Raw genomic sequence first — 20,528 nt, forward strand, 5'->3', positions numbered from 1 at the left:
CGTTCAAAAGGTCAAGCTGGCTGGACGTCAGGCTGGAATGACCGTGGCTTCGCCCGGCTGCCAGCTCAAAAGAATGTCGGCGCCGACAGGGAAGGCATCGGGCTGGTACTTGTCGACATGGGCTTCGAGCGAGACGGTGCGCCCGTCCCCAAGTGTTGCCGTCAGATGGGATACGTGGCCGACCACGTCGAAACGGCTGACACTGGCGCCGACGACGTTGCCGCCGACCGTGTGCGCAATCTGGTCACGCGAAACCAGAGCGGCGGGGTGCACCTCGATCGCTTCGGCCGGGATGACGACGTTGACCCTCGATTTCCTGGCGAGCGTGCCGTTCGGCCGACCGGAAAGCTGACCGAGCGGCGTCGAAACCAGCGTCCGGTCATCCGATGCGCCGTCGACCTCGCCCTGGAAGATCGTGTTGTTGCCGATGAACTGTGCGACGAACGCCGTGTTCGGCCGGGTGTAAAGCTGGTGCGGCGGGCTGATCTGCTCGACCTTGCCCTGGTTCATCACCACGATGCGGTCGGAGAGCGCGAGCGCCTCCGACTGGGCATGAGTGACGAAGACGAAGGTGACGCCGAGCGTCTTCTGCAGCAGTTTCAACTCGTTCTGGATCGCCTTGCGCAGATTGGCATCGAGCGCGCCGAGCGGTTCGTCGAGCAGCAGGATATCCGGCTCGACGACGAGCCCGCGTGCGAGCGCAATGCGCTGGCGTTGGCCGCCCGACAACCGGTCGGGCTTTTTCTCGGCGATATCCTCGAGCCCGAGCGTCGCCAGGATCCGGTCGACCTTGGCGTCACGCTCGGCCTTTGCCATGCCCTTGACGTCGAGCCCGTAGCCGACGTTGCGGCGCACGGTCATGTGCGGAAAGAGCGCGTAGCTCTGGAAGATCATCGACGTCGGCCGGTGTTCCGGCCGGATGTCGTTCATGCGCTTGCCCTTGATCAGCATCTCGCCGGAGGAGATCGATTCGAAGCCGGCGATCATGCGCAGCGTCGTCGTCTTGCCGCAACCGGATGGCCCGAGGAACGCGATGAACTCGCCCTTGGAAACCGACAGGTTGAAATCGATCACGGCGGGCGTGCCGTTGTCGTAGACCTTGCCGACAGTGTTGAGTTCGAGGTCGAAGATCATCGTGGCTCTCCGGAGCTTGCTGAAATCACTGGCTGGTAGCGGGCGCGCGCAATGGCCACGCGCCCGTGTCTTGAGACACCGGGAGGCATTTGCCTCCCGGCTGTCGTCCTTCGTCAGGCGTTGAGGAATTCGTCCCACTTCTGGATCAGGTGGTCGTATTCATCCGGCCACTGGTGCCAGTAGGCGACGTTCTTGGCACGCTCTTCGAGCGAGCCGCCGTCGCGCAGGTCGCCTTCCTTGATGCCGCGCTCTTCCGCGCCGACCCAGGGCTTGCCCTCGTACCAGAAGGCATATTTCTCCGGCGCCATGACGTTCTTGATGTTGGTCGACGGCGAATAGTAGCCCTGCTCGGAGACGGTGATGCCCGGCTCGCCCGAGAGCCAGTAGTCGGCATAGGCGATAACAGCTTCCTTGTTGGCGGTTCCGGCAATCATCGCCGGGCCGATCGCCCAGCCGCGATAGCCTTCCTTCGGCACGGCGTAGCGGCAGGGCTTGCCCTGCGCCTTGACGGCCATGACCGCCGGCTGCCAGGCATCGCAGACGACCATTTCGCCCGATGCCATCAGGTTGACGAGTTCGCCGAAATCGCCCCAGAGCGCGCGGAACTGGCCTTCCTTCTTCTTGGAGATCAGGAACTTTGCAGCTTCGTCGATCTCGGCTGCAGTGGCATTGCCGGGGTTCTTGACGTCGGAAAGGCCGAGCGAGTTCATGGCCATCATCGCCTGACCGATGGCGATCAGCGGGTCGGTGTTGATGCCGGACTTGCCCTTCCACTTCGGATCGAAGATCGCAGTCCAGCTGTTGGCTTCTTCGGCCGACAGCACATCCGGATTGTAGCCGATGGAATCGTAGTTATAGACGGCCGGCACCATGTTCAGCGCCGCCTGGCTTTCGTCGGTCCAAATCTGGCCGACGATCTGGGCGGAACGATCCCACTTGTCGCTCGCGGTGGTGAAGGTATCGCGGATGTTGGCCCAGTTCTTCAAGGCCGAGGCCGGGACCGGCTCGACATTGTTGGTCATGACGATCGACGGCAGGCGTTCGGCGATGATTTCCCAGCAATCATAGTCCTTCGAGCCGGAGAGGATCTTCGTCTGGGCGTCCGGGAAGGTCGCGGCCGTTCCGGAGGTGCCGCCAACGCCGGCAGCGGCCTTGAACTGTTCGAGAATGCGCTCCTGAACGGTGACCGAAAGGCCGATGGTGCGCAGCTGCTGGCCTGCCAGGTCGGCGGCCTGTGCGAAGGCGGCGCGCGAGGACAGGAACGGCGTGCCGCCGCCCATCGCCAGCGCCATCATCCCGGCAGACCGTTTGAGGAGCGAGCGGCGATTGATTTCCAGATTGGGCATTGTCTCTTCTCCAGTTGTTGTTGTTCCCCGGGGCACGCTTGATACGAACCCCTTGTTCTTTCGCCGCGCAGCGCGACGCTAGTAGCGCCCCACCAGGAGGCCCCCATCCACGACCAGCACCTGGCCGGTCATGTATCTCGCGCTGTCGGATGCGAGGAACGCGATGACATCGGCGATATCCTCCGGCGTTCCAAGCCGCTTCATCGGGATGAAGGCTGCAGCCGCCTCCGCGCCCTCAGGCCCAAGCGAGTTTTCCTTCGACAGCAGCTGCGCCGTGCGGATGTAGCCAGGCGCCACCCCGTTGACGCGAACCCCGTCGCTAGCAAGCTCGACCGCGAGCCCGCGCACCAGACCGATCACGCCGGACTTGGCGGCGGAATAATGCACATGCTCGTCCCAGCCATAGGCAACGCCCATGATCGAGGAGAGCGCGACGATGCTGCCCTCGCCGCGTTGGCGCATGCCGGGTGCGACGGCGCGCGCGAGGCGAAAGATGCCTTTCAAATCGATGTCGAAGGTCAGGTCCCACTTGTCGTCGGTGAGTGCGGCCAGCGGGGTGCGATGGGCAATGCCGGCATTGGCAACGACGACGTCGATGCGGCCGTGCCGCTTTTCCAGATCAGCGACCAGCGCGTCGGTCGCCGATGTCGAACGGACGTCGTAATAGGCAAATTCAGCGGAGCCACCAGCATCGACGATGGCCTCGACCGTGGCCGTGCCCTCACGCTCGAGAATGTCGGTGACGACCACATGATCGCCCTTGGCGGCAAAGGCTTTGGCGGCGGCCTGACCGATACCGATGCCGGCACCGGTGACGATAACGATGCGGGAGGACTTCTGAGGATTTGGCATGTTCATCTTTCCTGTCAAAGCATTACGTCGCCGGAATTGGGCCCGAGCGTCTGGCCGACGAACAGGCTTGCCGACGGCGAAGCGAGGAACGAAACGGTCGCAGCGATTTCGTCCGGCTCGCCGAAACGCCCGAGCGGCAGCTGCGCCTTCTTGGCGTCCCGCCAATCCTGCGAAAGCCCCATGACAAGTGGCGTATTGATGGGGCCGGGCGCGACTGCATTCACCCGCACGCCGCGGCTCGACACCTCGCGTGCCAGCGCCTTGGTCATGCCGATGATCGCGGCCTTGGCAGACGAGTAGTGCACGAGCTCGACGCCGCCGATCTGGCCGAGCTGCGAGGCCATGTTGACGATCACGCCCTCGCCGCGGGCAAGCATTCCCGGCAGCACCGCCTTGGTCATCAGGAAGGTGCCGCGCACATGCACCGCAAACATCCGATCGAAATCGGCGACCTCGAGATTTTCGAACAGCGCCTGATGGGCGATACCGGCATTGTTGACGAGCAGCGCCACGGGGCCATGGCGTTGGGCCGCCTTCTCGGCGGTCGCTGTGACGTCGGCTTCGCTGGACACGTCGCCCGATATTGCCGTTGCTACACCGCCGGCTGCCACAATCTCTCCGGCGACCGCCGCCGAGCTTTCAGGCGAGAGATCGTTGACAACGACGGCATAACCATCAGTCGCCAGCCGCAGTGCGATGGCCCGGCCGATGCCGGAACCGGCACCGGTGACGATCGCTGAGCCGCGTGCGGAAGAGCCGGCCATCACGCCTCCTCCTGGATCGCGACCCGCTTGGCGCGGCGCACCGACAGCATCATCAGCGCTGCATAGGTGCCGAGCAGAGCGAAGGAAAACAGCGTCGTCAGCACGCCGAAGGCAAAGACGTTCGGATGCACTTCGACCGAGAAGGTGCCGTAGATCGCCAGCGGCAATGTCAGGTCGCGGCCCGAGGCAAAGAGCGTGCGGGAAAACTCGTCATAGGAGAGCGTGAAGGCGAAGAGCATGGCGGAAAGCACGCCGGGGAAGATCAGCGGGAACGTCACCTTGCGGAAGGTGCGTGCCGGCGTGACGCCGAGCGACCAGGACGCTTCCTCCATGCTCGGATCGAAGCGGTTGAAGATCGCCAGCATCACCAGGAAGGCGAAGGGGAAGGTGTAGACCACGTGGAGAACAAAGGCGGTGCTCCACCAGTGACGGTCGATGCCGAGCGTGTTTGCGACGAGCGCCATGCCGAGACCTACCAGAACGCCCGGCACCATCATGCCGAGAACGATGAGGTAGAAGACCACGCCCGAGCCGCGGAACTTGCGGCGGAACGCCTGCGCCGCCGTGACGCCCAGCACCGTCGAGACGATCATGGTCATCACCGCGAGACCCAATGAGCGGACCAGCGCCTGCTCGATCGGCAGCGGCGCGATGCGCGACGGCGGCGTCAGGCCGAAGAGATGCTTGTACCAATAGGTCGACCATTCGATGATCGGGAACTGCGGCCCGCCCTCCGGTCCCGTCTGGAAGGACAGGATGGCAAGCACGACGAGCGGGCCATAGAGGAACACGAGGAAGAGCGCGGTATAGGCGCCAAGGCCGGTTTTGATGCCGCTGGCATTCATGATCAGAGCTCCTTCCTGAGATCGACGACCCTGAGCAGGGCGGCAACGACCGCGCCCATCAGGATGGTGAGCACGACGCCGGCGACCGCCGCGAAGGCCCATTTCAGCGAACCGACCTGGGTGACGATGATGTTCCCGAGCAGGTTGACCTTGCGGCCCGAAAGCGCCGCTGAGGTCGCAAACTCACCGAGAACCATGACCGAGACGAAGATCGCCCCGACGACCACGCCCGGCATCGACAGCGGCAGGATGATCGTGCGGAAGATCCGCCAGAAGCCGGCGCCGAGATCCTGGGCTGCCTCGATGATCGAGGTGTCGATGCGGCCGAGCATGAAGGCGATCGGCCCGACCATGAAGACGCAGTAGATCTGCGTCATGCCGATGATCACCGACAGTTCGGAGAACAACAGCACCTCGATCGGTGCATCGGTGATGCCGAGGTTCATCAGGATCATGTTGATCGCACCCTCCTTGCCGAGCATCGGCCGCCAGGCGAGAACGCGGATCAGGAACGACGTCCAGAAGGGGATGACGCACAGGACCAGAAGCACCGTCTGCAGCGCCTTGTTCTTGACGAACAGCCCGACGAAAAGGGCGGCGGGATAGCCGACCAGCACGGTGGCGACGAGCACGATCAGCCAGATGCGCACCGTGGTCCAGAGCGCACCGAGATAAGTGTCGCTGGTGAAGAAGGTGACCCAGCTTTTCAGCGTCAGCGTCGGCTCGATGGTAAAGGTCGTCTGCGTCCAGAAGGACACATAGACCATCATCAGCATCGGCAGGACGAGGAAGAGGCTCATCCAGATGACGCCGGGTGCCAGCAGCCAAAGTGCTTTTCCCGGTGATTTCTTCTCGACGACGGGTTCGGTTTCCGTCTGCTCCGCAACGGCCATCATGCTCATCTCTCATTCTCCGGGCGGGAACGGTGCGGCGCCGTGGCGCCGGGTTTTGCGAAAACGATCTCACGCATAGACAAGGGCGTCCTCCCGCTTCCAGACGAGCGCGTAGCGGCCCTGTTCGGCATAGGTTTCGGGCGCTGCGTGGCTGAGGTGGCTTTCGACCTCGAAAACCCGGCCGTCATCGAGCGCGAAGAAGGAATTGACCGCGGCACCGGAGTATTCGCTGGCGACGAAATTCGCCTCGATGCGGATCTCGTCCTCGGCGATGGCGGCTTCGCGTGGCCGCACCGAAACCCGGTCGTAGCGGATCGCGTAGGCCGGTGATGCCGCCCGCGTCGGCGCGGCTGACCCGAGCCCAAACCGGCCGACGCCGCCGACGAAGGCACCGCCTTCGATCCGTCCCTGAAAGAGGTTGTAGCAGTTGAGAAAGCGGGCAACGGCCGGAGACGCGGGCCGGTTGTAGACCGTGTCGGAATCCGCCGACTGGGCGATGCGACCGCTTTCGAGCACAAGGACGGTATCGCCCATGGCCAGGGCCTCGGCCTCGCTGCCGGTGACATGCAGGAAAGTGACGCCGCAGCGCTCGCGGATCGCCCTCAACTCCGCCCGCATCCGGGCGCGCAAATTGGCGTCGAGCGCGCCGAGCGGCTCGTCGAGAAGCACCATGCGCGGCTCGGTGACCAGCGTGCGCGCGAGCGCGACGCGCTGTCGCTGGCCGCCGGATATCTGCGTGACCGCCCTGCCCTCAAGACCGGAAAGACCGACGAGGCTGATGATGTCGCGCACCCTGGCGTCGACGACACGCCGGTCGGTGACCGGATCGACATCCCTGTTTTCCAGGCCGAAGGCAATGTTCTGCGCGACGGACAGATGCGGGAAGAGCGCAAAGTTCTGGAAGACGAAACCGATGCCGCGCTGGTGAGGCGCCACGGTGTCGATGCGCTTGCCGTCAAACAGGATCGCGCCGCCATCCGGATGCTCGAAACCGGCGATGACCCTCAAGAGCGTCGTCTTGCCGGATCCGCTCGGCCCGAGAAGCGAGATATAAGCATCGCCGGGCAAGGCGAGATCGATGCCGCTGAGCGCGCGCATGTCGCCGTAGGTTTTGGTGATGTTCTTGAGCTGAAGGACCGTCGACATTGGTTTCCTGCCAGTTTGCCGCCGTAACGCCCGCCCCCAAAGCTTCGCCGTCGCCGGAGCCGATGCGGCATCCGAACGGACATGCGATTGCGTTCGCGCATGGTCACATGCGCGTCGGGGATGAAGGTCCTTTGCGGTTCAAAAGATAAGTTCCACCTGCACGCTTCTTCTGAGCGCTTGCATGTCACGAACAATGACATGAATGATTTTTGTATGCAATAGACTTTTATTCGTCTTTTATCTCGAAGTGAAATGCGCCATCATTCCGACACGCAATCGCAGACGCCGACCTCGGCCGGAAAATGCGCCAGACAATCAGATATACCGTACAATCTGCAGTTCCTAACCGCTCCAGCGCACCATATAGACGCAACTGACAGGGCAGCAACGGCACTCACATTCGCCCGAACAGCGGTCACGCGTCATGTGTTCATTGCCAGACATGATAGGCAATCGCACATTTAATTTGCCATCCAGTATGCAAAATGCATTTATTTTCAGCTGTCACATCCCCAGGCAAGTGGCGTAAAGAAAGAGGACGAAATTGCCAGCCAAACGGAAGACGCCCGATCGCATGAGCGAGCCACGCCTCGGCCAGAATACCCAGCGCCGCTACGAAATTGCCGAGGACGTTCTGCGCAGCAATATCGCCGACGGCATCCTGCCGGCCGGCCTCGTTCTGCTCGAGGGGCCGATTGCGGAGATCCTGCAGATCTCGCGCGCGCCGGTTCAGCGCGCGCTCTTGCAATTGGAAAGCGATGGGCTCGTTCACCGTTTCAAGGGGCGCGGTTATCTCGTCGGGCCGCCGGGCCGGGCGATCGAGCCCAACCGCACCGACATCAAGTCGCTCGGACTCACCATCCCGCAACACGCCGACGAGGCGCTGCAGAGCCGCTCGTCCTGGGAGCGCATCTACACCGAGATCGAGAACGACGTCGCCGGTTGCGTCATCTTCGGCCAGTACCGCATCATCGAGAACGAACTGGCCAACCACTTCAGCGTCAGCCGCACCGTCGTGCGCGACGTGCTGACACGGCTGCGCGAGCGCGGGTTGGTGCGCAAGAACCAAAGCTCGCACTGGATCGCCGGCCCGCTGACGGCCCAGACCGTCAAGGACCATTTCATGCTGCGCCGTCTGCTCGAACCGCAGGCGCTTGCCCTTGGCGCCAGCCATATCGACAGGGATCGGCTTGCCGTCCTGTTTAGCCGGCTTAGCGAACTCGACCGTTCGCAACCGACCGACGCCTGGCAGAACCTCGAGGACATCCGCACGCAGTTTACCGAGTGCTGCGTGCTGGCCATGCCGAACGAGCGCCTGCGCGAACTGATCCGCAACAACCTTCTGCCGGTCACCGCGACGGAACGGCTGCTGCGGCAGCTCGGTCTTCCGGGAGACCCGGCGGTGATTGCGGAGATCCGGCTGATCGTCGAACTGATGACGCGCGGTGCGACCGCAGCGGCCGCGGCGATGCTGGAGAACCACATAGACGCCTCGATGAACCGGACGATCGCGCAGATGAAGATCGTCGCGATCATTCCAGGCCCAAGCGTCACCGCCGCCTATCTGACGCGCGTCGTCGAATAGGCGAACGCGTTCGGTAGCGTTGCCGGCATATCCGGGCGCGGCTACCGATTGTCCCTTCCGATGCCCGCGCTCCATCTTCCCCTCCGCTTCCTGTGGCCTCGTCAGCGCAGCGACGTGCGCAGGGCTTCCAGCCGGTCGTTTTCCTCTGCCCGCGCCGCCAATGCCTCATCCATCGTCACCTCGACAAAGCGGGTTGGCGTATGCGGCTGCATCTGCCCGATCAGGTCCATGTCGGCGGAGATCACCGTTCCGAGCATGAAGTAGCCGCCACCCGATACCGCATCGCGATGCAGGATGATCGGCTCGGTTCCGCCGGGCACCTGGATGGAGCCATAGGGATAGCAGCTGTCGACAATGTTGGACGGGTCGGAGCCAGCGCCGAACGGCTGCTCGCGGTCGACAAAGGAAAGCTTGGTGCCACCGCGGAAGCGGTAGCCCATGCGGTCTGCCTCCGGCGCCACCTTCCATTCGTCGGCAAAGAAGCTCCGCTTGGCCTCGTCGGAAAGGCGATCCCAGTAGAGACCGGGCAGGACGCGAAGCGCCACGGGGGCTGCGGGCAGGCGGCGCAACGGCTCAGCCACCGAGCGACCTTCACCCGACCCATTGGCTGCACCAACCGGCAGTTCGTCGCCCGCCGCAAGCGGCCGGCCCTTGTAGCCACCGAGCGCACCGATCGGGTAGGTCGATCGGCTGCCAAGCGCCAGCGGCACGTCGATGCCGCCGGCAACGGCGATGTAAATGCGGGCGCCGGATTTGAGGAAATCGAAGGTCAGCGTCTGCCCGGCGCGAACGGCAAAGGCCGTCCATCCCGGTTGCTCGACGCCGTCGACCTTGACCGGCATGTCGGCACCGGTCACGGCAACGGTAGCGTCCTCGGTAAATTCGAGCTTGGGGCCGAGGAACACCGCCTCAAGACCCGCGGCTCCCTCGTCGTTTCCGACCAGCAGATTGGCGGCGCGCATCGCGTAGCGATCCATCGCGCCTCCGAGCGGAATGCCGAGGTGGAAGTAGCCCGGACGGCCAAGGTCCTGGACAGTGGTCGCAAGACCGTGATGCAGCACCTTAATGGCCATTGATCATGCCCTCCAGCCGGGTGTTGTAGCCAGTGATATCCTTCTGGAATTCGCGCAGGTCGAAGCTGACCTCGCGCACAGGCGGGCTGAAGCGCCCCTTGTCGACATCCTCGACCGCCTGGTCATAGGCGTCCCGGTCGATCGGCTTGAACTTGACGATATCGCCTGGGCGGAAGAACACCATGAAATCACGAAGATAGCTGGTGGTTTGCGTCGGGTCGAAGATCGGCATCGGCGTGATGCCGAACATCTGGTAGCCACCGGCACCGCGCACCGAATAGATGCAGCCGAAGCAGCCGCCATGGCCAACGGTCAGCCTCGGCGTGTCGGTGCGCGGGCGCAGATACTTCGGCACCTGGATCTGCCGTTGCCTTTCGACCATCTGGTACATGAACGGCAGGCCGGCAACAAAGCCGACCATCGACACGAACCAGGGCGAGCCGGAATGGGCAGCGACGAAATCGTCGACATCACCGTAGCCGTTGATCCTCGTCGCATAGTCGAGATCGGTTCCCGACGGCTCCTGATGGCGCTCGCGAAAACGCATCAGCGTCTCATGCGTCCAGGGGTCGTTGTAGAAGACCGGAATTTCGACGATGCGGGTGCGGATGACCGGCTCGGCCCGCTCGGCAGCCCCCTCGATGGCGCGCACTTCCTTCAGCACGTCATCAGGCTTGATCTGATCCGGGTCGAACTTGATCTGGAACGACGCATTGGCCGGGCAGATCTCGGTGATGCCCTTGATGCCGCTCTCCTTGACGCCGTTGGCCATCGAGAGGCTCTTGAAGAAGGCTTCCAACGACATCTCGTCGCTGCACTCGACGAACAGGTGCTCGTCGCCTCCGAACGTATATCGTGTCGGCATCACGCGACCTCCGCGGCACGGCCGCCATCGGCGGCAAATTCAGTTTCAAGCCATGTCTCGAGAAAGCGGGTATGGAAGGCGCCCGTAGCGATCTGTGCGTCAGCGGCCAGTGCGCGATGCAACGGGATCGTCGTCGGCACGCCTTCGATCTTCAGTTCTGCCAGCGCCTGCGAAAGCCGCGCCAGGCAGGCGCTGCGGTCCTCGCCCCAGACGATCAACTTGCCGAGCAGGGAATCGTAGAATGGCGGGATGACGTAGCCCTCGTAGAGCATCGTATCGAAACGAATACCCTCGCCCTCGGGCACATCGAGCCTCTCGATCTTGCCCGGCGCCGGCATGAAACCGCGTCTCGGATCCTCGGCATTGATCCGGCACTCGATCGCATGGCCCTTGACGGCGATATCGGCCTGGCGGACCGACAGTGGCGCGCCGGCGGCAATGCGGAACATCTCCTCGACCAGATCGATGCCGGTGATCATCTCGGTGACCGGATGCTCCACCTGGATGCGGGTGTTGACCTCGATGAAGTAAAATTCGCGGGTCTCGTCGTCATAGAGATACTCGACCGTGCCTGCCCCGCGGTAGCCGACGGAGCGCGCCAGCGCGACGGCACTGTCGCAGAGCTTCTTGCGCACATCGGACGGAAGCAGGAAGGACGGCGCCTCTTCCCAGACCTTCTGCCGGCGGCGCTGCAGCGAGCATTCGCGCTCATAGCAATGCACGACATCCGTACCGTCGCCGAGGATCTGCACCTCGACGTGGCGGGCGCGGGTGATGACCTTTTCCAGATAGAGGCCGCCATCTCCAAAGGATGCCAGCGCTTCGGCGGACGCCTGCGGAAACTGCGTTTCCAGTTCGGCCGGATCGTTGACGATACGGATACCGCGGCCACCGCCGCCGGCTGCCGCCTTGATCATCACAGGAAAGCCGGTGCGCTCCGTTACGGCAAGCGCTTCCGTCAGGCTGGAGATCCGGCCATCGCTGCCCGGAACCGTCGGCACGCCGGCCTTCTCGGCAACAGCGCGTGCAGCGACCTTGTCGCCCAGCAGGCGGATGGCATCGCCTGAAGGTCCAATGAAGATGAGGCCGGCGGCAACCACGGCATCGGCGAAATCACCGTTCTCCGACAGGAAACCGTAACCCGGATGAACCGCATCGACATCGGCGCGTTTGGCCGCCGCAATCACCGCTTCTATGTTGAGATAGGATTTCTTCGGCGCAGGTGGCCCGATCTCGATCGCCTCGTCGGCGAGCTTGACGGCCAGCATGTCGGCGTCGGCGGCACTATAGACCTGAACCGTGCGGATACCGAGCGCCTTGGCGGCGCGGATGATGCGGACGGCGATTTCGCCGCGATTGGCAACGAGAACCGAGCGCAGTTTCATTGTTCGACCTCGGCGATCACCTGGCCGGCCATGACAGGCTCTTCATTGTCGACGAGGAAACGGATGCTGCCGCCGGCCACGCCGGCCTGGATTTCCTGAAAGGTCTTCATGACTTCGATCAGGCCAATGGCGTCGCTGGAGGAAACGGCATCGCCATCCGTCTTGAACGGCGGAACATCCGGAGCAGGCGAGCGATAGAAGGTTCCTGGAAGGGGCGATCGAATTTCGTGCTTGCTCATGGTTGCCTCCGCTATGTTATCTGGTTTTGACCTGAGAGACGGGAGCGATGCGAATGCCTTCGGCACTCAGCCCCTCCCGCATGAGGCGCACGATATCGAGCGCGCCCAGCGTATCGGAATGAAAACAGATGGATTCGAACGGGACCTCGACATCGGCGCCCGTGACGGTGCGCACCCGCCCTTCCCGGCAAGCGCGAACGACCTTGCGGGCGATTGCCGCGGCATCCGGCCGGCCGGCATCGCGGGTAAAGACGATCGAGCCGCTGTCGTCATAATCGCGGTCGGCATAGAACTCGCGAATGACGGGCTGGCCGACATCCTGTGCCGATAGCTCCGTCGCCGATCCCGCCATGCAGAAGACGAAGGCGTTCGGCGCGACGGTGCGCATATATTGCATGAAGATCTGCGAGAGTTCGCGGTTGACCGCCATCTCCATATAGAGCGCGCCATGCGGCTTCACATGCTGCAGCGGTGCGCCATGACGGCGCGCGAATTCGCGGATCGCGCCGACCTGATAGACGATGTCGTTGACGAGTTCGCGTGGCGTGCCGGCAATCTTGCGGCGGCCAAACCCCTGCAGATCGCGATAGCCAGGATGGGCGCCGATGCCGACACCATGTTCGGCGGCAAGCCGAACCGTCTCATCCATCAGGTTGGGATCGCCGGCATGGAAACCGGCCGCGATGTTGGCGGAGCTGATCAGCGGCATCAGCGTCGCATCGTCCGTATCGCCGATGCGCCAGCGACCGAACGCTTCTCCCATGTCGCAATTGATGTCGACGACGTCGAGCAATGCCTCATCCCTCTGTTGCAGGTCGCTCTCCTGGAGATTGCTCTCCCGGCAACCCTGACCTCTCGGGAAACGCTAGGGTGAAACGAAGCATTTGAAAAATTCTATTTTCATATGCCGATTATCTGAATTTCAGAATTCGCAGTTGCAAAAAGCGCCTGCAAAAATTAGCGTCTTTAGAGAGGTTTAGACGAGGATGCCTGAAGGACGATCAACCGGTTGCGCAAAAGTGCGGCAGACTTTCTGATTTTTTCAGCCGCATTATAAAATAATCAGATGGGAAATGCGGATGTCGATCAGCCTTCGCCAGCTTCGTTACTTCGTCGCAACCGCCGAACTTGGCCAGATATCGCAGGCGGCGATCGATCTTTCGATCTCCCAATCCGCAGTCACCACGGCCATCAAGGAGCTGGAGCGCATCGTCGGCGCCAATCTGTTCTTGCGCACGCCGAGCGGCATGGACCTGACGATGGCAGGGCGGGAGTTCCTCTCGCACGCCTACGAAATCCTCAAGAAGGTGGATGAGGCGACGCATCTCAACGTCGTCAGCAGCGCCGTCGAGGGCACGCTGGCAATCGCCGCCACCTATACCGTCATCGGCTACTTCCTGCCGCAGCATATCGAGCGGCTGCGGCGCCGGTTTCCAAAACTCGAACTGCAGCTGTTCGAACTCAAGCGGGAATCGATCGAGGAAGGCCTGCTGACAAACCGTTACGACATGGCCGTGCTCCTGACGTCCAACATCCTCAACCCGGCGCTGACGACCGAAAAGCTGATGAGTTCGACGCGCCGGCTCTGGGTGCCGGCCCAGCATCCGCTACTTCAACGCGACAGCGTGGGTTTTCGCGAGATCGCCGAGGAACCCTACATCATGCTGACGGTCGACGAGGCAGCGCACTCGTCGCTGAAATACTGGAGCGCCTCGACCTACCAGCCGCGCGTCAATCTCCGGACCTCGTCGGTCGAGGCGGTCCGTTCGCTGGTCGCCAATGGCCAGGGCGTGACCATTTTGTCCGACATGGTTCATCGCCCCTGGTCGCTCGAAGGCCGGCGCATCGAGACGATCACCGTGCGCGATCCGGTGCCTGCCATGGACGTCGGCCTTGCCTGGCGGCGCGGGGCGGAATTCACGCCGCCGATGCAGGCGCTGCGGTCCTATTTCCAGCAGACCTTTCATATTCCCGGTGTGCGCGACGCGTCGTTCACGACGCCCTGACACATCTCCGGCCGGCGATCAGGCGACCGCAAGCTCCAGCGCCCGGCGATGTGCAGCGGCGACCGCCCGCGTCATCAGTTCGGCCAGACATGGCTCGGCCGTCAGGACCTGGAGCGCTGCAGCCGTAGTGCCGTTCGGGCTGGTCACCTGTTGACGCAACTCTGCCGGCGAAAAGCCGCTGGTGCCGGCAAGAGCAGCAGCACCCTCGACCGTCTGCTTTGCCAAGGCGAGCGCAGTCTCCGCCGATAGACCAACGGCAACGCCCGCCTCTGTCAGACACTCGATGAAATGGAAGAGGTAGGCCGGCCCCGACCCCGAAATCGCCGTCGCCGCATCGACGAGTTTTTCCTCCGCCAGCCAATGAACGGCGCCGACGGCCGCGAGCAGGTTTGTCACATAGGCCATTTGGCCGTCGTCGGTATGGACGTTGGCAAAGGCGGCGATCACCCCCAGCCCGATCGAAGCCGGCATATTGGGCATGGCGCGGATGATCGCTGTTTCGCCAAGCGTCGCCTCGAAGGTCGATATCGGCACGCCGGCGGCAATGCTGACAAAAGCAGCCTTTCCGCCGAACCGGCGGTAAGCGCAGAGCATCGAACGAACGACCTGCGGCTTGACGGCAATAATGACGGCGCGGGGCCGCAACGCCTGTGGTAGCTCGGCCGCATCGGCATGGACGGTGGCACCCACAGCCGCCGCGCGGCTGCGAAGGGCCTTCGCAGGCTCGATCACGTGAATTCGGCCGGCGGGAATACCCGCACGCCCGACCCAGCCTTCGAGCAGCGCAAACCCCATGTTGCCACAGCCGACCAGCACGATCTCGTCAGATTGATCCATCCCGCCGCTTCCCTTCGTTCACCGTCTTCGTCCGAAAAACCTCGGCCCTACTGCCGTGCCAACCGATCCCAGCAGTTGTCGAGACCAGCAGGCAGCCGGTGCTTCATGATGCGCTGGCTCGGCGTGCGCTCGAACTCGTCGACAACGGCGATGTAGCGCGGGTTCTGGTAGGGTGCGAGACGATGGGAAAGCCATCCCGACAGGTCGATCGGATCGATGGCGCTGCCCGGCTTCGGCTTGACGAAAAGCTTGATATCCTGCTCGCCGACATCGGCGGCAACGCCGATCATGGCGCAGTCTTCGACTGCCGGGTAGGCGGCGGCGACATGCTCCACTTCCCAGGCAGAAACGTTCTCGCCCTTGCAACGGACGCTATCTGTGAGCCGGCCATGGAACCAGAGATTGCCATCGGCATCGAAGGAGCCGGAATCGCCGGTATGAAGCGCGCCGTTGCGAAGAGCCTTTTCGGTTGCTTCCGGATTGCGCAGATAACCCTTGAACAGCGCGCCCGGAAGCGAGGTCCGCACGACGATCTCTCCTTTGTCGCCCGTCGGCACCGGCGCGCCCTTGTCGTCGAGGATATCGACCGAAAACCAGGGCATCGGCTGGCCGACGGCGCCGACAACACCGGTTGCGTTGCAGGTGGTGATGCTCGAGGCCTCCGTCATGCCGTAGCACTCGCGCATCTCGACGCCGAAACGTTCCTTGAACAGCGGCCAGACCTCCTTCGGGCAGCCGCCCCCCCAGGCGATCCGCACCGGATGCTCGCGGTCGCGTACGCTTTCCGGCTGCTTCAAAAGGATCTGCAGGATGCCGCCGAGATAGTGGATGTGGGTGGCGCCGTAGCTGCGCACCTGGTCCCAGAAACGGCTGGCACTGAACCTGTCGACCATGGCGAGCGACAGGTCCTCGATGATCGGCAGCACGATCAGCTGCGCACCGCCGATATGATAGAGCGGCTCCCAGACGAAGAAGACATCGCCCGGACCGGCGACCGAAAGCGTGCGCACCGCCTCGCCGGCAAGCCGGATCATGCCGTGGGTCACCAGCACGCCCTTTGGCCGACCGGTGGTGCCGGAGGTATACATGATCGCAAACAGATCGTCGGCCGCCGGCGGTTCCTCGTCGAAGGCAGCGCCTGACGACAGGATTGTTTCCAGAGAGCCCTCGCCTGCCTGTTCGCCCGCAAGAATGAGCCCGGCCGCAGGCAGAGCAGCACCGCATTCGGCGATGGTCTCGGCAAGCTCCGCATCGCAGATGACGGCCCCCGGCTCGCAATGCTCCAGAATGTAGCGCAGGCCCTCGCCGCGCAGCTGCGCGTTGACCGGCACCCAGACGACGCCGGCCTTGGCAAGGCCGAACAGGACGGCCAGCGACAGGCGCGAATTGCGCATCATGACAGCGGCGCGGTCGCCGGATTTCAGGCCACGCCGTCGCAACTCGGCGGCAAGGGCTGCCGACATGGCATCGAGGGTGGCAAAAGTGATCGGCTCGCCGTTGAAACGGGCGAACACCTGTTCCGGTTTGCGGGCAGCCTTGGTCGTGAAGCTTCCGAGGAAGCCTTCGAGAGAAACGGTCATGGGAGGATCTCGGATGGTGTGTCAGGTGGAGCGGCGGAGTTTTTCCGCCGCCAGGAGAAGTGTCGTCACGACGATGAAGACGACGACGGAAACCGCCGCGAGCGTCGGGTTGAGCTGAAGGATCATGTCGTCCCACATCTGCTTCGGCAGTGTCGTCTTGACGCCGCCGCTGACGAAGATCGCCACGGTCAGCTCGTCGAACGAGGTGATGAAGGCAAACAGGAACGCTGCCGTCAGACCGCTCTTGATCAGCGGCACGGTGACGAAGCGCAGGACCTGAACCCGGTTTGCCCCGAGCGTGGCCGCCGCCTGGTCGAGCCGCCAGTCATAGCTCTTCAGCACCGCCGCGATGGCAACGAAGGCAAAGGGCAACGCCAGCACCGTGTGGCCGATGACGAGACCAAGATCGGTGGCGACGAGACCCATCTGGGCGAAGAGGTAGAACAGGCCGACGGCGATAACGATGCGCGGCACGATCATCGGTGCCAGGAAGAAGGCGAAGATGATGCCCCGCCAGCGCGAGCGCGAACGGGCAAGCGCGAGCGCCGCAAAGCCGCCGATCACCGTTGCAACGATGGCGGTCGCGAAGGCAACGCCGAAGGAGCGAATGGTGGCCGCCACCCAGAGGTCCGAGGTGAAGTAGGTCCGGAACCATTCGAGACCAAATCCCGGCGGCGGGAACTCGAGGAACTGTGAGCTGGTAAAAGCGATCGGCAGGACGACGAGCGTCGGCAGCATCAGGAAGGCGAACATCATGAGGCTGTAGATGCCGAGCATTCGGCTCGAAACCGCAGCCCCCAGCAGGCGGTGGCTGCCGGCCGCGATGGCGCTGCTGACGGTTGCGACGCGATCGAGGATCGCCAAACCGAGGGCACGCAGGAAACCAGTCTTGCCAGCCTTTCCATCAGAGGGTTCGCCCGAGAGGCTGGAGAGACCGAAGACCCGGTCGTAGAGCCAGCAGGTCACCAATGCTGCGACCAGCATCATGGCGGCGAGCGCGCCCGCAAAGGCCCAGTTCAGGATCTCCTGGACCTGCACGATGATCAGCTGCGCCAGCATCGTCTGCTGGCGGCCGCCCAGCAGAGCCGGAACGATGAAGAAGCCGAGCGAGGAGATGAAGGTGAGCAGGCCGGCAGCCGCAGCACCCGGAAGCGAGAGCGGGAAATAAACGAGCCAGAAGCCCTTAGCCGGCGTCGCGCCCAGCGTTCCCGATGCCTGTGTCAGCCGGCGATCGATGCCGGTCATCACAGGCAACATCGTGAGGATGGCAAGCGGGACCATGGCATGGACCATGCCGATCATCACGCCGATTTCATTGTGCAGCAGTTCGAGCGGCTGGCTGAGCAGACCCGATCCAAGACCGATCTGGTTGATGACGCCGGTGCGCCCAAGCACGATGACCCAGGCGAAGCTCTTGACGAGATAACTTGTCCAGAACGGCACCATGACGAGAAGGATCATCGTCCCGCGCGTTCGGTCGGGCAGGCGCGACAGCCAGTAGGCCAAGGGATAGCCGAGCAACAAAGAGAAGAGCGTCGTCAGCCCGGCGATGCGGAACGTGATCAGGAGGACGCGGAAGTAAACGTCGGTCTCGAAGATCCTTGCATAGTGGCTGGCGGTCATCGCCCCGGTGTCGGCGTCTTCGAGGCTGAGGCCCATGAGCCTTGCAACGGGGACGAGGAAGAAGATCAGCAGGAAGGCGATACCCGGCACCGCCAGCCAAAGCGGGCCGAAGCGGAAGCGGCTGGAACGCGCGGCGCGCGCTGGGGTCATGGCGGCGGCGGTCATGGCGTCACCAGCACGGCCGCTTCCGGCGCCCAGCTGAGCATGATGGTTTCGCCGATGCTTGGTAACGGCTTGCCGGGAAGAACACGAACCGTCACCAGTTCACCGGCCGAAATGTCGACGAGCAGGCGGGTTTCCGAGCCGGCATAGACGACTTCGGCCACGCGGCCGCTGATTTCGTTTGCCCCGGTCGAGCCGAGTTCGAGATGCTCCGGCCGCACCACCAGCGCCATCTCGGCATTGTTGGAAAGGCCGGTACCATCGATCCGGAAGCGGCCGCTTTCGGTCGAAAGATGGGCGGCACCACCGGAGCCGATCTCGACGCGGCCGCGGAAGATGTTGGAGATGCCGATGAAATCGGCAGCAAAGGCCGTGCGCGGCCGGGCATAGATTTCCTGCGGCGGGCCGATCTGCTCGACCATGGCGTGGTTCATCAGGCAGATGCGGTCCGACAGCGCCAGCGCCTCTTCCTGGTCATGCGTCACATAGATGATCGTTGCGCCGGTCTGCCGGTGCAGCCGCTTGATTTCGAACTGCATGTGTTCGCGCAGCTTCTTGTCCAGCGCGCCCAGCGGCTCGTCCATCAGGATGATCGACGGCTGGTAGACGAAGCAGCGCGCAAGCGCCACGCGCTGCTGCTGTCCGCCCGAAAGCTCGCGCGGGAACCGCCCGGCCAGATGGCCGAGCTGAACCATGTCCAGAGCGCCCTTGACCTGTTTGTCGATCTCGGCCGTGCTCTTGCCGCGCATCTTCAGGGGAAAGCCGATATTCTCGGCCACCGTCAGATGCGGAAACAGGGCGTAGTGCTGGAAGACTAGGCCGATGTCGCGCTTGTGCACCGGCGTGTCCGTCTCGTTGCTGCCGTCGATGAACAGGCGGCCCTCCGTCGGCAGGACCAGCCCGCTGATCATCTGCAGCAAAGTGGTCTTGCCGGAGCCCGAAGGCCCGAGAAGCGTCAGGAACTCGCCGGTCTGGACTGCGACGTGCGTGGGTTTCAGAGCGACGGTGGCACCGTAGCTCTTAGCCAGTCCGTCGACGAGAAGTTTGGGGCGAGTGGCTTGTTCGGGCTTCGCGAGCATCTAATTTCCCCTTAACCCAGGATCCAGGCGTTGAAGCGCTCGGTCATTTCGGAGCGGTTGGCGCTCCACCAGTCTTCGCGCGCGATGGTCATGACCTTGAGATTGGCCTCGGAGGTCGGAAGCGCCGCGGCGCGTTCTGCCGGGATGTGTTCATAGGCCTTGAGGTTCGTCGGTCCGTAGGCGAGGAATTCAGTAAAGAGCGCCTGCTGCTTCGGATCGGCACAGAACCGGACGAACTGCCGGGCTATATCCGCGCGCGGCGAGCCCTTGGGAATGCCCCATCCCTCAATCGAGTAAAGCCCCTGGTTCCAGCCGATCTTGACCGGCGCACCGCCGTCGATGACCGCCTGGGCGCGGGCGTTCCAGAGCGCGATCAGGTCGACTTCGCCGCTCTGGATCAGCTGGCTCGACTGTGCACCACCGGTCCACCAGACATCGACATGCGGCTTGATCTTCTCAAGGCTTGCATAAGCGCGTTCGATGTCGAGGGGGTAGAGTTCGGCAAGCGGCACGCCGTCGGCAAGTAGCGCCTGCTCCAGGGTATCGATCGGGTTCTTGCGCAGGGCGCGACGACCCGGGAATTTCTCGACGTTCCAGAAATCGGCCCAGGAGCTCGGACCATTGGCGGCGTCGAAGCGATCGGTGCGGTAGGCCATGATGGTGGAATAGACGTCGACGCCGAGCCACAGTTCGGTGAGCGCGTCGGGCATCAGCCCGGGCACGTCGGCAGCCGGCAGGTTGATCGGTTCGAGCAGGTCGCGCTTTTCCAGAATGTCGCGGGCAGACAGCGTCAGCGTGCAGACGTCCCAGCTGTAGGATTGCGTCTCGACCATCGCGCGGAACTGCGCGGTCGGTTCGGCATCGCGGGCGACATTGATGACCTTGATGCCGGTCGCCTTTTCGAAGGGATCGTAGAAGGCCTTGCGGTATCCCGGGCTATAAGGACCGCCGGGATCGGCAACGGTCAGTGCTTCGGCGGCGAAGGCGTGCCGCGTGAAGATGGCTGGCGCGGCCAGGGCAACGCCCAGGCCTCCGCCGATTTTCAGCAGGTTGCGACGATCAATCAGAATGCGTTTGTCGTTGGTCATTGTTCTACCCTCTTATCTTGGATTGC

General features: G+C 63.3%; 19 protein-coding genes. 2 read left to right on the plus strand and 17 right to left on the minus strand.

Annotation, left to right across the window (positions count from 1 at the left end; translation table 11 throughout):
• Positions 1-27: 27 nt before the first annotated feature.
• From LPJGGPFB_RS17435 to LPJGGPFB_RS17465, 7 genes are all read right to left on the minus strand, one after another.
• Entirely contained in the window at positions 28-1,134 is a 1,107-nt protein-coding gene (locus tag LPJGGPFB_RS17435; protein ID WP_173421225.1) for an ABC transporter ATP-binding protein, read from the minus strand.
• A 113-nt stretch (positions 1,135-1,247) separates the two neighbouring features.
• Positions 1,248-2,480 carry an ABC transporter substrate-binding protein gene (locus LPJGGPFB_RS17440; protein WP_173421226.1) on the minus strand — a complete coding sequence of 411 codons (1,233 nt, stop codon included), beginning with the start codon at positions 2,478-2,480 and terminating at the stop codon, positions 1,248-1,250.
• Positions 2,481-2,558: 78 nt separating this feature from the next.
• Complete coding sequence (locus tag LPJGGPFB_RS17445; protein ID WP_173421227.1) at positions 2,559-3,332, minus strand: SDR family NAD(P)-dependent oxidoreductase; 774 nt, start codon at positions 3,330-3,332, stop codon at positions 2,559-2,561.
• A gap of 14 nt (positions 3,333-3,346) precedes the next feature.
• Positions 3,347-4,096: an SDR family NAD(P)-dependent oxidoreductase gene (locus tag LPJGGPFB_RS17450; protein WP_173421228.1), complete on the minus strand. Its 750-nt coding sequence runs from the start codon at positions 4,094-4,096 to the stop codon at positions 3,347-3,349.
• Entirely contained in the window at positions 4,096-4,941 is an 846-nt protein-coding gene (locus LPJGGPFB_RS17455) for an ABC transporter permease (RefSeq protein ID WP_112806212.1), read from the minus strand. The genes LPJGGPFB_RS17450 and LPJGGPFB_RS17455 overlap by 1 nt, the downstream gene beginning before the upstream one ends.
• Positions 4,942-4,943: 2 nt before the next feature.
• Entirely contained in the window at positions 4,944-5,834 is an 891-nt protein-coding gene (locus LPJGGPFB_RS17460; protein ID WP_412728345.1) for an ABC transporter permease, read from the minus strand.
• 69 nt (positions 5,835-5,903) lie between these two features.
• Positions 5,904-6,980 carry an ABC transporter ATP-binding protein gene (locus tag LPJGGPFB_RS17465; RefSeq protein WP_173421230.1) on the minus strand — a complete coding sequence of 359 codons (1,077 nt, stop codon included), beginning with the start codon at positions 6,978-6,980 and terminating at the stop codon, positions 5,904-5,906.
• A 574-nt stretch (positions 6,981-7,554) separates the two neighbouring features.
• On the opposite strand from LPJGGPFB_RS17465, the gene LPJGGPFB_RS17470 reads away from it, so the two are divergent.
• A complete protein-coding gene (locus LPJGGPFB_RS17470) occupies positions 7,555-8,565 on the plus strand; it encodes a GntR family transcriptional regulator (protein WP_173421231.1) in 1,011 nt (336 codons plus the stop codon).
• Between the two features lie 101 nt (positions 8,566-8,666).
• Here the strand turns inward: LPJGGPFB_RS17470 and LPJGGPFB_RS17475 are convergent, their stop codons facing one another.
• From LPJGGPFB_RS17475 to LPJGGPFB_RS17495, 5 genes are read right to left on the minus strand one after another with little or no spacing between them, the layout of a single operon-like run.
• A complete protein-coding gene (locus LPJGGPFB_RS17475; RefSeq protein WP_173421232.1) occupies positions 8,667-9,638 on the minus strand; it encodes a 5-oxoprolinase subunit C family protein in 972 nt (323 codons plus the stop codon).
• Positions 9,628-10,503: a 5-oxoprolinase subunit B family protein gene (locus tag LPJGGPFB_RS17480; RefSeq protein ID WP_173421233.1), complete on the minus strand. Its 876-nt coding sequence runs from the start codon at positions 10,501-10,503 to the stop codon at positions 9,628-9,630. The genes LPJGGPFB_RS17475 and LPJGGPFB_RS17480 overlap by 11 nt, the downstream gene beginning before the upstream one ends.
• Positions 10,503-11,888 carry an acetyl-CoA carboxylase biotin carboxylase subunit gene (locus tag LPJGGPFB_RS17485; RefSeq protein ID WP_173421234.1) on the minus strand — a complete coding sequence of 462 codons (1,386 nt, stop codon included), beginning with the start codon at positions 11,886-11,888 and terminating at the stop codon, positions 10,503-10,505. The genes LPJGGPFB_RS17480 and LPJGGPFB_RS17485 overlap by 1 nt, the downstream gene beginning before the upstream one ends.
• Positions 11,885-12,127: an acetyl-CoA carboxylase gene (locus tag LPJGGPFB_RS17490; protein ID WP_173421235.1), complete on the minus strand. Its 243-nt coding sequence runs from the start codon at positions 12,125-12,127 to the stop codon at positions 11,885-11,887. Before LPJGGPFB_RS17490 ends, LPJGGPFB_RS17485 begins: the two co-directional genes overlap by 4 nt.
• A 16-nt stretch (positions 12,128-12,143) precedes the next feature.
• Positions 12,144-12,920, minus strand: a complete 777-nt coding sequence (locus LPJGGPFB_RS17495; RefSeq protein ID WP_173421236.1) for a 5-oxoprolinase subunit PxpA — start codon at positions 12,918-12,920, stop codon at positions 12,144-12,146.
• Between the two features lie 286 nt (positions 12,921-13,206).
• Here LPJGGPFB_RS17495 and LPJGGPFB_RS17500 point away from each other — a divergent pair, with 286 nt between their 5' ends.
• Positions 13,207-14,133: a LysR family transcriptional regulator gene (locus LPJGGPFB_RS17500; RefSeq protein ID WP_173421237.1), complete on the plus strand. Its 927-nt coding sequence runs from the start codon at positions 13,207-13,209 to the stop codon at positions 14,131-14,133.
• 18 nt (positions 14,134-14,151) lie between these two features.
• Here LPJGGPFB_RS17500 and proC read toward each other — a convergent pair whose 3' ends face one another.
• From proC to LPJGGPFB_RS17525, 5 genes are read right to left on the minus strand one after another with little or no spacing between them, the layout of a single operon-like run.
• Positions 14,152-14,970 carry a pyrroline-5-carboxylate reductase gene (gene proC / locus LPJGGPFB_RS17505; protein ID WP_173421238.1) on the minus strand — a complete coding sequence of 273 codons (819 nt, stop codon included), beginning with the start codon at positions 14,968-14,970 and terminating at the stop codon, positions 14,152-14,154.
• A gap of 47 nt (positions 14,971-15,017) precedes the next feature.
• Complete coding sequence (locus LPJGGPFB_RS17510) at positions 15,018-16,550, minus strand: AMP-binding protein (protein ID WP_173421239.1); 1,533 nt, start codon at positions 16,548-16,550, stop codon at positions 15,018-15,020.
• 21 nt (positions 16,551-16,571) lie between these two features.
• Positions 16,572-18,338: an ABC transporter permease subunit gene (locus LPJGGPFB_RS17515; protein WP_173421240.1), complete on the minus strand. Its 1,767-nt coding sequence runs from the start codon at positions 18,336-18,338 to the stop codon at positions 16,572-16,574.
• Complete coding sequence (locus tag LPJGGPFB_RS17520; protein ID WP_173421241.1) at positions 18,335-19,414, minus strand: ABC transporter ATP-binding protein; 1,080 nt, start codon at positions 19,412-19,414, stop codon at positions 18,335-18,337. The genes LPJGGPFB_RS17515 and LPJGGPFB_RS17520 overlap by 4 nt, the downstream gene beginning before the upstream one ends.
• 11 nt (positions 19,415-19,425) lie before the next feature.
• Entirely contained in the window at positions 19,426-20,502 is a 1,077-nt protein-coding gene (locus LPJGGPFB_RS17525; protein ID WP_173421242.1) for a polyamine ABC transporter substrate-binding protein, read from the minus strand.
• Between the last annotated feature and the right edge of the window lie 26 nt (positions 20,503-20,528).

Origin of the sequence: Ensifer adhaerens (genome assembly GCF_013283195.1) — a bacterium.
Taxonomy (GTDB): Bacteria; Pseudomonadota; Alphaproteobacteria; order Rhizobiales; family Rhizobiaceae; genus Ensifer; species Ensifer adhaerens_G.

What these genes read in the sequence shown, in the direction of transcription:
- proC (WP_173421238.1), bottom strand. Translation starts at nt 14,970, where the DNA reads ATGGATCAATCTGACGAGATCGTGCTGGTCGGCTGTGGCAACATGGGG.
- LPJGGPFB_RS17445 (WP_173421227.1), bottom strand. Translation starts at nt 3,332, where the DNA reads ATGCCAAATCCTCAGAAGTCCTCCCGCATCGTTATCGTCACCGGTGCC.
- LPJGGPFB_RS17470 (WP_173421231.1), top strand. Translation starts at nt 7,555, where the DNA reads ATGAGCGAGCCACGCCTCGGCCAGAATACCCAGCGCCGCTACGAAATT.
- LPJGGPFB_RS17435 (WP_173421225.1), bottom strand. Translation starts at nt 1,134, where the DNA reads ATGATCTTCGACCTCGAACTCAACACTGTCGGCAAGGTCTACGACAAC.
- LPJGGPFB_RS17455 (WP_112806212.1), bottom strand. Translation starts at nt 4,941, where the DNA reads ATGAATGCCAGCGGCATCAAAACCGGCCTTGGCGCCTATACCGCGCTC.
- LPJGGPFB_RS17440 (WP_173421226.1), bottom strand. Translation starts at nt 2,480, where the DNA reads ATGCCCAATCTGGAAATCAATCGCCGCTCGCTCCTCAAACGGTCTGCC.
- LPJGGPFB_RS17460 (WP_412728345.1), bottom strand. Translation starts at nt 5,834, where the DNA reads ATGGCCGTTGCGGAGCAGACGGAAACCGAACCCGTCGTCGAGAAGAAA.
- LPJGGPFB_RS17475 (WP_173421232.1), bottom strand. Translation starts at nt 9,638, where the DNA reads ATGGCCATTAAGGTGCTGCATCACGGTCTTGCGACCACTGTCCAGGAC.
- LPJGGPFB_RS17500 (WP_173421237.1), top strand. Translation starts at nt 13,207, where the DNA reads ATGTCGATCAGCCTTCGCCAGCTTCGTTACTTCGTCGCAACCGCCGAA.
- LPJGGPFB_RS17450 (WP_173421228.1), bottom strand. Translation starts at nt 4,096, where the DNA reads ATGGCCGGCTCTTCCGCACGCGGCTCAGCGATCGTCACCGGTGCCGGT.
- LPJGGPFB_RS17515 (WP_173421240.1), bottom strand. Translation starts at nt 18,338, where the DNA reads ATGACCGCCGCCGCCATGACCCCAGCGCGCGCCGCGCGTTCCAGCCGC.
- LPJGGPFB_RS17465 (WP_173421230.1), bottom strand. Translation starts at nt 6,980, where the DNA reads ATGTCGACGGTCCTTCAGCTCAAGAACATCACCAAAACCTACGGCGAC.
- LPJGGPFB_RS17520 (WP_173421241.1), bottom strand. Translation starts at nt 19,414, where the DNA reads ATGCTCGCGAAGCCCGAACAAGCCACTCGCCCCAAACTTCTCGTCGAC.
- LPJGGPFB_RS17525 (WP_173421242.1), bottom strand. Translation starts at nt 20,502, where the DNA reads ATGACCAACGACAAACGCATTCTGATTGATCGTCGCAACCTGCTGAAA.
- LPJGGPFB_RS17510 (WP_173421239.1), bottom strand. Translation starts at nt 16,550, where the DNA reads ATGACCGTTTCTCTCGAAGGCTTCCTCGGAAGCTTCACGACCAAGGCT.
- LPJGGPFB_RS17480 (WP_173421233.1), bottom strand. Translation starts at nt 10,503, where the DNA reads ATGCCGACACGATATACGTTCGGAGGCGACGAGCACCTGTTCGTCGAG.
- LPJGGPFB_RS17490 (WP_173421235.1), bottom strand. Translation starts at nt 12,127, where the DNA reads ATGAGCAAGCACGAAATTCGATCGCCCCTTCCAGGAACCTTCTATCGC.
- LPJGGPFB_RS17485 (WP_173421234.1), bottom strand. Translation starts at nt 11,888, where the DNA reads ATGAAACTGCGCTCGGTTCTCGTTGCCAATCGCGGCGAAATCGCCGTC.